General features: G+C 35.1%; 7 protein-coding genes. 5 read left to right on the plus strand and 2 right to left on the minus strand.

Annotation, left to right across the window (positions count from 1 at the left end; translation table 11 throughout):
- Positions 1–1,210: 1,210 nt before the first annotated feature.
- On the minus strand, positions 1,211–2,092 hold the full coding sequence (locus F6K54_RS15615; protein WP_293078998.1) for a hypothetical protein: 882 nt from the start codon (positions 2,090–2,092) through the stop codon (positions 1,211–1,213).
- Positions 2,093–2,449: 357 nt separating this feature from the next.
- On the opposite strand from F6K54_RS15615, the gene F6K54_RS15620 reads away from it, so the two are divergent.
- The 3 genes from F6K54_RS15620 (at position 2,450) to F6K54_RS15630 (ending at position 6,680) form a co-directional block, all read left to right on the plus strand.
- Positions 2,450–3,007, plus strand: a complete 558-nt coding sequence (locus F6K54_RS15620) for a COP23 domain-containing protein (protein ID WP_293079000.1) — start codon at positions 2,450–2,452, stop codon at positions 3,005–3,007.
- 268 nt (positions 3,008–3,275) lie between these two features.
- On the plus strand, positions 3,276–6,272 hold the full coding sequence (locus F6K54_RS15625; RefSeq protein WP_293079002.1) for a tetratricopeptide repeat-containing serine protease family protein: 2,997 nt from the start codon (positions 3,276–3,278) through the stop codon (positions 6,270–6,272).
- A 267-nt stretch (positions 6,273–6,539) separates the two neighbouring features.
- Positions 6,540–6,680: a hypothetical protein gene (locus F6K54_RS15630; protein WP_293079004.1), complete on the plus strand. Its 141-nt coding sequence runs from the start codon at positions 6,540–6,542 to the stop codon at positions 6,678–6,680.
- Positions 6,681–6,697: 17 nt separating this feature from the next.
- Here F6K54_RS15630 and F6K54_RS15635 read toward each other — a convergent pair whose 3' ends face one another.
- Positions 6,698–7,213 carry an SH3 domain-containing protein gene (locus F6K54_RS15635; RefSeq protein WP_293079006.1) on the minus strand — a complete coding sequence of 172 codons (516 nt, stop codon included), beginning with the start codon at positions 7,211–7,213 and terminating at the stop codon, positions 6,698–6,700.
- A 475-nt stretch (positions 7,214–7,688) separates the two neighbouring features.
- Here F6K54_RS15635 and purC point away from each other — a divergent pair, with 475 nt between their 5' ends.
- Together purC and F6K54_RS15645 are read left to right on the plus strand one after the other, a co-directional pair.
- Positions 7,689–8,417, plus strand: a complete 729-nt coding sequence (purC, locus tag F6K54_RS15640; protein ID WP_293079008.1) for a phosphoribosylaminoimidazolesuccinocarboxamide synthase — start codon at positions 7,689–7,691, stop codon at positions 8,415–8,417.
- A gap of 79 nt (positions 8,418–8,496) precedes the next feature.
- Positions 8,497–10,002, plus strand: a 1,506-nt coding sequence (locus F6K54_RS15645) for a hypothetical protein (RefSeq protein ID WP_293079010.1), incomplete at its 3' end; no start/stop codon positions are given.

The raw sequence follows: 10,002 nt of genomic DNA on the forward strand, positions 1-10,002 counted from the left end.
AATTAGATAGTTAATCTAGGAGTCAGGAGTCAGAACTCAGGAGTCAGGAGAAAAGAGAATTTAGAAAGATTTGCTCTTTAGGTGAAGATGAAATTTTTTTTATACCGAACCCGAGCGGATTTGATATTACCAATGGATAATTTTTCTAATTGATAATGGATAATTAGGGTTTGCTGATTAAATCTAAAAGCATTGACATATCAAGGTTGAGCGCATTTTTTAGTTAAAAAAAGTCCAAGCTTAATGGTCGTAATGGTTCAAAAAATTAGCATTTTATGCACATAGTTGCGCAGCAATTACCCTTGATTATTCTTCCTCCTACCTCCTCTATAACTCCCATTTCTCCTGTCTTCCCCTCCCCTCCTGGGAGGGGCTAGGGGTGGGTTGGGAGGGGCTAGGGGTGGGTTGTCTCCTGTCTCCTACCCTTACCCATAAGACTTTTTCAGCAAACCCTAATTACAGCATATTTCGGGCAAATGAGGTACAGGGTAAATGATGAAAATCATGTAGCGTGGGCATCTTGCCTGCGTTTAGGCATCTTGCCCGCTTCGGGGTGTACCTCACGGGCAACGGAAAGCGCTGTAATAATGGATAATGATGAAAACCTCAAACTTTGAGTAACAAGAAAACTTTCTGAATGCAAAAAGTCTTCAATAGACATCTCCAGAAAAGAGGGAACAGGGAACAGGGAACAGGGAACAGGGAACAGGGAACAGGGAAGAACAATTGATAATTTATGGATAAGAATTGATTGTCTTTTTGATTTTTGGAGATGTCTAATTTAGTAAAAAAGTTAGCAATCAAATACAGCATATTTTGGGAAAATGAGGTACAAGCTTGAATGGTAAAATTCTTGTAGTGCGGGCATCTTGCCTACGATAGGTGTACCTCACTGGCAACGGGAACCGCTGTAATTAGGGTTTGCTGAAAAAGTATGAGTGGTAGGGGGAGAATCCAGCAATCCTGCAATCCATAATCCATAATCGGTGAAGTCAGGAGGAATGGGAATTATAGAAGAAGTAGTCAGAAGAATCGTAAAAGTGATTTTCTACCCCTCGAAATGCCGAAAATCTTAGATTTTTGAACCTGACCCACCTAAAAACTGGTACTCCCTTAGTACCTGAAAAGGGTAAAACCTTTACCTGTCAAGACGCGTGATATTTAATCAGCAAGCCCTAATTATCAATTATCCATTATCAATTATCCATTATTAAACCTCTTCTGCTGCACGCTCTATTAACTTTCGAGCTACAGATTGAGTGCCTGTATGTTGAAAGTAATTTGTGGTTTTATCTAAAAATGCAGCTACAACATCTAAAGCGTCATCGGAAAAATCGATAAAGCCACCAATTTTGTCAAAAATACTTTCTGGCGTTAAACCAACTGACCCAACCAAGTTATCCATCCACCCTTGAACTGCTCCGAAGGTCTCACGAATAAAGCCAAATTTGTCATCTCCAGGAATGGTATCGCTAATTGCTCCAAAAACTGCATTATCTGCAAAAGCACTTTCACCTTCTCCATCAAGGGTATCTTGTACTTTTTGCAGGAAGTCTGGACCCAAAGGTATCAAACCATCAAGACAAACTAAGGCAGCCATTCGCATTAGAGATGGACCACTATATTCCTCAGTCAGGTTTGTGACAAATTCTCCTGGATTAAGAATGGGCAGACCATTGAGTTTACTATAAGCTATTAACTCTGCTACAATTTTTAGGCACAGGTCAACAGATTGAGTTGTGTCAGCTTTGGGAGTTAAGCTACCTAAAAAGCTTAAAAAGGGGATTTTTTCACTGACTATTTCGGCCATAGCTGCTGCGGCAAGAGCGCCGTCTACATTATCAACTAGATTGTAATACCATATAGCTCCCTGGTATCCATTATCCGGGTCATTGTATAGCTCGATCGCTTTGTTGCGGATATCCATAATTCTGTCTGCATCTGTCTCACCTGTAATTGCTTCAATAGTTTTATCAAAACCTACTACATTTTCCCACTCGCCAGGTACTACGAAATCTAGAGCATTGAGTGTTTTTACTGTTAGATTATCACTAGGTAGTTCATCTAGTAATTCAATTATTGAATCGCTCACTTTTGACTCCTTTTTTTCTTAGTAGCTTGTGTTTTAGCTCTTCATTATTATTGATTGTATTTCTGCTCTTGTCATCAAAGTTTTTTTGACACAATTCTTAGCATTCTGAAATTATTTTATTAATTTATATCAAGTCTCATTAATTAACCATAATAAAAATGTTTTTATCTTTCAAATTGCTTCCTATTCCCTACTGTCTAAAATTTTTATTGTGGGTGTTCAAAGATATTACGATATAGTATTTGTCAATGATTTGTAAATATCTAGAGCGCTGAAAGACTTACTAAATAAGGAGATTGAGTTGACATCTCAAAAAAAATGCTATATTTAATTAAACAATTATAAAAAGGTGCTATTATGAAGCATTTATCTAAAACGGTAATAATTTTATTAGCCATCCTTAGTACTACTGCTTGTTCTAATTCTTCGTCTAAAACTAATTATTCTGAACCGAAAGTTAGCTATGCTTGCGTTACTGATAGTAATGGTACTCCTACAACTGTAGCTCAAAGTGAAAAACGGGGAAATATTCCTATTATTCGCTGGACATCAGATTTTGGTTTTGGTGAAGGTTATACTCCCCAAAGTCGTTGTGATGAAGTCTCTGCCAACTTCCAAAAATACTACAAACGAGGAATTTTAAACTATATTACTACTGGACAAAAAAATAATTACGACATTATTTGCGTTTCCAGTAAGTTTGGAGGTGGATGTTTAAGTGATGCAACTCAAGGACAACTTTGGACGCTCAAACGTGAAGACAATGCTAGCGAAGTTATTCCCAAAGTCTTTGATTTAGGTTATTTGGGTTCTGCACCTTTAGAACAAAGTGATGGAAGTGTAATCACTCGTCAGGGTTCGCAGGTTTATTTAGATGTTAAGAAACATCTAGAGCAAGCTCCAACTATGCCTTAAATATGCTTGTTTGACTCTTTCAAGACTTACGCACGGAAACCTAGAAACCTGGTTTTTTCCTAGATTTATATTGCTCAAACCCACAATTTTTCCTGGTAACTTGGTTTCTTTTCATAAGTCTTATCTTTTTTATTAAACAGAAAAATAGAGTGCGTTACCAACGCACTTTACATAAACTATTAAAGTGTTGTGCTGGGTAGCGATCGCTTCAAGATATAGCTTCACCAACATATTATAAAAACTTGAAAACCTACTACTTTTAAAAGTGATGAAAAAGCGATCGATATTAATTTCTCTTGTATGTTTGAGTGGTTTGACTGCTGGAGGTATCTTTTTTACTCCTACTATTGATGCCATTCAAGAAGAATTATTTGCTGCTAAATGTTCTAATCAATGGGTGCTTACAAATCCTAGTTTAACTGATATTAGAGAACGAGCTAAATTAATTACTACTAAAATTTACAGCAAAGATAGTGGTGGTTCTGGAGTAATTATTGCTCGTCAAAATGACACCTACACAATTCTTACTAATCAGCACGTTCTTAGTCAAGATTCTGACTTTCAACATCAAGTAAAAATGCCTGATGGAGAAATTTATGATGCTGAAGTAGTTAGAAATATTAGCTTTGGTGAGGATGATATTGCTTTATTAGAAGTGCGTAGTCAGAAAGATTATTCTACTGCAATTATTGCACCAAAAAATTCTCCAATTTATGCAAAAGATACTGTTTATGCAACAGGTTTTCCCTACGATCAGGAGGAAGTAATTGCTAACGAAGGAAAAATTATTCAGCAATTATCTAAATCCTTTGAAGGTGGATATGAGATTGGTTATACAAATGATGTTAAAAAAGGTATGAGTGGAGGTCCGGTTTTAAATAAACGTGGAGAATTAATTGCCATTAATGGAATTTTGGCTTATCCTTTGTTTGGTAAAAAATACATATTTGATGATGGAATTACTCCGACAGAAGAAGAGCAAAAATTGATGCAAAAGTCTAATTGGAGTATTCCTATTCATACCGTAGTTTCTCAAGCACCAGATATGTTTCCTCCAGGAGTAGTCAGGGAAAATCGTGCGATCGCTAGTCAAATAACTGTTTATATTGATGATATAGATGAAGAAAATAGACGGGATAGTAATGGTTCTGGTGTAATTATAGCTCGTGATGGAAATACCTACACTGTTTTAACTGCTGCTCATACTTTTACAGGTAAACGTTCCAGTAAATATATTAACCAAGATCCTACTCAATTTTCTATTCCTACAAAAACCTATGAAATTGTTACTGCTGACGGAAAATGTCATAGTATAGAAAGAAAAAGTATTCGTTTTCTCGACGAAGCAGCTAATCTAGATTTAGCAGTATTGAAGTTTACTAGCAGACATAATTATTCTGTAGCTAAACTTGCTGATTATCAATTAGCAGTACAAGAGAGTCGATGGATATTTGTTTCAGGATGGTATCCTACAGAAACAGGAATTAGTAAACCTTTAAATCCTGGTGTTTTATTTAGTAAACAACAAGGGGCAATTAATGCTAAGAATTCTGCCTCTCAAACTGAAGGTTATGAGTTAGTGTATACTAATCAAACTAAAGGTGGCATGAGTGGAGGTCCGATATTAGATAATCAAGGGCGATTAATTGGCATTCATGGACGTGCTGATGGTACTAATTATAATGGTGAAATTTTTTATTTGGGTTATAGTTTGGGTATTCCTATTAGCAAGTTTTTAAATGTTGCTAATTTAGTTGATATTAATCCAGAGAATTTAGAAGTAGCAACAAACAAACCACGACAAACTACTGATGAAGAAAAGAGCGAAATTCGTAATCATTTTGAGTTTGATGTTCCCTCTGAAAAAGACGGTGCAAATGCTTGGGTAAATTTGGGCAATCAACTATGGCGATTTTCTGAGTATGATATTGCTATTGAAGCTTACAACCAAGCGATTGAAAAAGACCCTGATTCAGCTTTAGGTTATTATGCGAAAGGATTAGCTCAACGAGATAGAGGGTATGATACAGACAATATTCAATATCATCGTGAGGCTCTAAAATCCTTTGAAAATGCTATTAAACATGAAAATAATTTCTATGAAGCATGGCGAGAAAAAGCTAGAATCCTTTTAGTTTTAAAACACGATAAAGCATATCCTAATGCTTTAAATGATGCTCTTTTTGCAATTGATAAAGCAATTAAGCTTAATCAGGAAAACCCTAAACTATCTAAGAAAGATATTAATTTATATGTGCTTCAATCTAGTATTTACATCGCAATGGAAAGATACGATAAAGCAAAAAGATCATTAGATGAAGCTATTAGACTTGCTGAAGATCGGCAACCAATTCTCTATGTTTATAGAGGAAGTGTATTAGAATCAGAGAAAAAACTAGATGAAGCAGAAGCAGATTTTACTAAAGCAATTCAACTTGATAAAACTTCTCCGGATAATTATTTAGCTCGTGCTAATTTCTATTATGGTCGTGTGAAAGATATTGAGAAAGCAGAAGCAGATATTGAGAAAGCAGAAGCAGACTTTACTAAAGCAATTAACTTAAACCCTGACTATGCCGAAGCTTATTATCAGCGAGGAAATTTAAGGTTAAATTGGGAAAATTATCAAGGTGCAATTGATGATTACGAGGAAGCTATTCGGATTTTGCCTGGTTATGCTGATGCTTATTATCAAAGAGCAAGGGCGTTAACAAAAATCAATAATATATCAGAGGCGATCGCTAATTTAGAGGAAGCAGGAAAACTTTATTATAACAGGCAAAATGAAACAGCTTTTTTATTAACAATAAATCGGATTAAACAGCTAGAAAATCGAACATCTAAATCGAAATTAGCTCGCTATCAAGGTGATGTTAAGGAAATGCCTCACAATGGAGATGGTAAAATCTCCGTTGAAGTTCTTAAACTTGATTTAGCTTCTCAAAAAATTACCTTAGAAATGAGTCTATATAATGGCTTAATTGGTGAAGCAGAGTTAGTTGGTACAATTGATAAGGATAATAAAGTTACTGTTTCAGGATATACTTTCAATCCTGAAGTTGGAGGATTTTTTGATACTGAAATGCAGTTTCAATTAGTAGATAATGAAATTATCGATGGAAAATATAAATTTACTGCCCAAGGTAGTAATGATAATCCTTTGACAATTTATGAAGGCACACTATCTAATGTATCTCAAACTGAAGGTGAACCTCTTGAATTAAATCAAAAAGAGGAAGATAATTATGTAAATATTTACAACTGAAGATTTTAGGTTCTAGGACTAGAAATTCATCATTAAATTTAATCAATTTATCAGGAGTGTATAGCATACACCCTTTCTTGATCCATACTTTTTGGTTAATGTAATCAGGACTTACGCACGAGGCAGGAAAAAGTAGCGTTTGAGATTGCTTCCCTGTCGGTCGCAATGACGGAAATACGTTCTACTGCGTAAGTCCTATTAATGTAACCTTATATAAACAGAACTTACGCAAAGACACTACATATAGTAGACAAGAATTATAGCACTATGGTACATATAGTGTTTTTACCATCAAAATGCGTAAGTTCTGATAAACATAATAGTACGGTCATATGGTTAGGCGATCGCGATAAAGATGCAGAGAATTATTACAGCATCTCTAACTCATTCGCGATCGTATCTTTTTAAGATTAATAATTAATTCTCTAGCAATGTTTCAAATAACGAGCATATACATAACCATAACAAGGATATGAAATTTTTGCCCAAGCACCATCGTAACCAATAACACGAACACGAGTACCTCGATGTAATCTGTTTATAACTTTACCCCAAGGATATGTTCTCACTCGCAAATTTTTATGACGAGTTGCTACTCGACGACAACTACCGTAATGCTTACTACCATGACCATAACTATGAGCGAGTTGCTCTTCACCTTCAGTGGGGATTGTAGTGATAGACTGCTCTACACTTTTGGTATTCTGAGGCGATCCTACTGCTACAGAAGTAAGACTCATACTACCAAGAGCAGCAATTGATAATAAAGTACTCACTGCTACAGATTTTGTCCAATTTATCATCTGTTTAATTCCTTGAGCTGATTGAAGAAATTCCGACGCTTTCTTATACTGCTTCATAAAACTGATACAAAGCATCACATAACGTGACAAATTGATGTTTACTTCCTGCTTCTTGTGAGGCCGTCGGCGGTTACTCATCCACAGGCATTGACGGTCAAGCCAACCGCACCTCTACACTCTATACTTACATTTAAGTCTTTGTCAATTAACATAACTAAAAAAGTCCTCAAACCCTTACTACGCCGTTCCTAGTAGGGAGCGGGATTTCTGGAGAACTCTATATCTATATAGATAGACTGCCAGAAATGCGAATAGCAGCGATTAGTGCAGAAGATACAAATTTCACCCTCGTTACTACTTGCGTGTGAGAACTAGCGTATTATGTCGCCCTCCGTATCGCAAATTGTTAACTAAGTCGAAACTCTCAGAAAAGATACCCCCGGACAAGACATTGAATATTAATTTTGTTTAATCTCATCTTATTATTTGTCTATACTCATCTTTCCACCTTTTAAGATATTGACATTAAGCTTCTACTGTGATATGCAAATAACAGAGTAATTAGTAATGATCGCTCACCGCTCTATTTTTAGTTTCTATATCAAGAATTTTTATGTCATCTAATCAAAAGCTTTACGAAGGTAAAGCAAAAATTTTATATACTACTGACGACCCAGAAATATTACTTACTTCTTTTAAAGATGATGCCACAGCATTTAATGCTCAAAAAAGAGGCACAATAACTGGGAAAGGTAGAATTAATTGCACTATTTCTAGTCATATATTTAAACTACTGGAAGCTAATGGCATACCTACTCATTTTATTGACTGTCCTGCACCAGATAAAATGAGAGTCCGAAAGGTGAAAATTTTGCTTATTGAAGTTATTGTGAGAAATATTGCTGCGGGTAGTCTTTGTAAACAAACTGGATTAGCAGAAGGAACTGTGTTGAAGTTTCCTTTAGTAGAATATTGCTATAAAAATGATAGTCTTCAAGACCCACTTTTGACACGCGATCGCCTCTTAATAATGGAACTAGCTACCCCAGAACAATTAGAACAAATACGGACTTTTGCCCTAAAAATTAATGATATTCTCAAAAATTTCTTTAACCAATGTCAAATTACTTTGGTGGACTTCAAACTCGAATTTGGCCTAGATTGGCAAAATAATTTGATTCTTGCGGACGAAATAAGTCCAGATAGCTGCCGACTTTGGGACCAATCTCAAACTGATTCAAACTTGAGAGTAATGGACAAGGACCGTTTCCGTCGCGACTTAGGCAATGTAGAAACGGCATATCAACAAGTATTAGAAAGGATTTTGGCTCAGACGGGTTGAGAACCCTGTCTATGGTGTACAATTTTACAGTTTGTATGGAAAATTTAATTGGTGTGTGGATTGTAGGGGATAGAATAATATGCGCTTGTCTCCGTTTTTAGTGGTAATTTTTGCTGCTTCAACAACTTTTGGAATCTCAAAATCTGCTAATGCTCAAATATTGGAAAGTAATACTGATATAGATAGTAATTTTATTGCTATATCGATTAATTCAAGAAAACAATTTAACAAATTTTCTTCTACTAAATATTTTTTGGAGTTAGGGTCTAATTTACCTTCAAAAAAAGTATTTGGTAGTATTGGTAATAATTTTTCCGATATATCTTGGTCTAAAGAAGCAGTAAAACTTGATTTTTATGCTTTAATTAAGGTTAGAGAAATTACAAAACCTGTAATTTTTGGTAAAAGTTTAAATAGTAAATACAGTTCTGTTTTTAATAAGGAATTTGCAGATTTTTTCGCTTTTGCTTTAGAAAATATTGAAAATCAACATATTTCTCAACTAGCTCTAATCAATAAAACAGTAGAAACTAAATTAGAGCCAGTCACAAATAAACAGTTTGCTGCTGAGATTTCTACTTCAGAAATTGTAGAAACTCAAAGTAAAAATCCTCAGAATTCTGAGTTGGCAAAGGGTGTAGAAACTAAATCAGAACCAACCATTAATAAACAGTTTGATTCGGAAATTTCTACTTTAAAAATTGTGGATGACCGGAGGGAAAATCCTGAAAATTTTGAGTTGGCAAAGGGTGTAGAAACTAAATCAGAACCAATCATCAATAAACAGTTTGATTCGGAAATTCCTACTTCAGAAATTGTAGAAAATCAAAGGGAAAATCCTCAGAATTTTGAGTTGGCAAAGGGTGTAGGAACTAAATCAGAACCAACCATCAATAAACAGTTTGATTCGGAAATTCCTACTTCAGAAATTGTAGAAAATCAAAGGGAAAATCCTCAGAATTTTGAGTTGGCAAAGGGTGTAGGAACTAAATCAGAACCAACCATCAATAAACAGTTTGATTCGGAAATTCCTACTTCAGAAATTGTAGAAAATCAAAGGGAAAATCCTCAGAATTTTGAGTTGGCAAAGGGTGTAGAAACTAAATCGGAACCAATCATCAATAAACAGTTTGATTCGGAAATTCCTACTTCAGAAATTGTAGAAAATCAAAGGAAAAATCCTCAGAATTTTGAGTTGGCAAAGGGTGTAGAAACTAAATCGGAACCAATCATCAATAAACAGTTTGATTCGGAAATTCCTACTTCAGAAATTGTAGAAAATCAAAGGAAAAATCCTCAGAATTTTGAGTTGGCAAAGGGTGTAGAAACTAAATCGGAACCAATCATCAATAAACAGTTTGATTCGGAAATTCCTACTTCAGAAATTGTAGAAAATCAAAGGAAAAATCCTCAGAATTTTGAGTTGGCAAAGGGTGTAGAAACTAAATCAGAACCAATCATCAATAAACAGTTTGATTCGGAAATTCCTACTTCAGAAATTGTAGAAAATCAAAGGGAAAATCCTCAGAATTTTGAGTTGGCAAAGGGTGTAGGAACTAAATCAGAACCAACCATCAATAAACAG

Source organism: Okeania sp. SIO3B5 (assembly GCF_010692555.1).
Lineage (GTDB): Bacteria > Cyanobacteriota > Cyanobacteriia > Cyanobacteriales > Microcoleaceae > Okeania.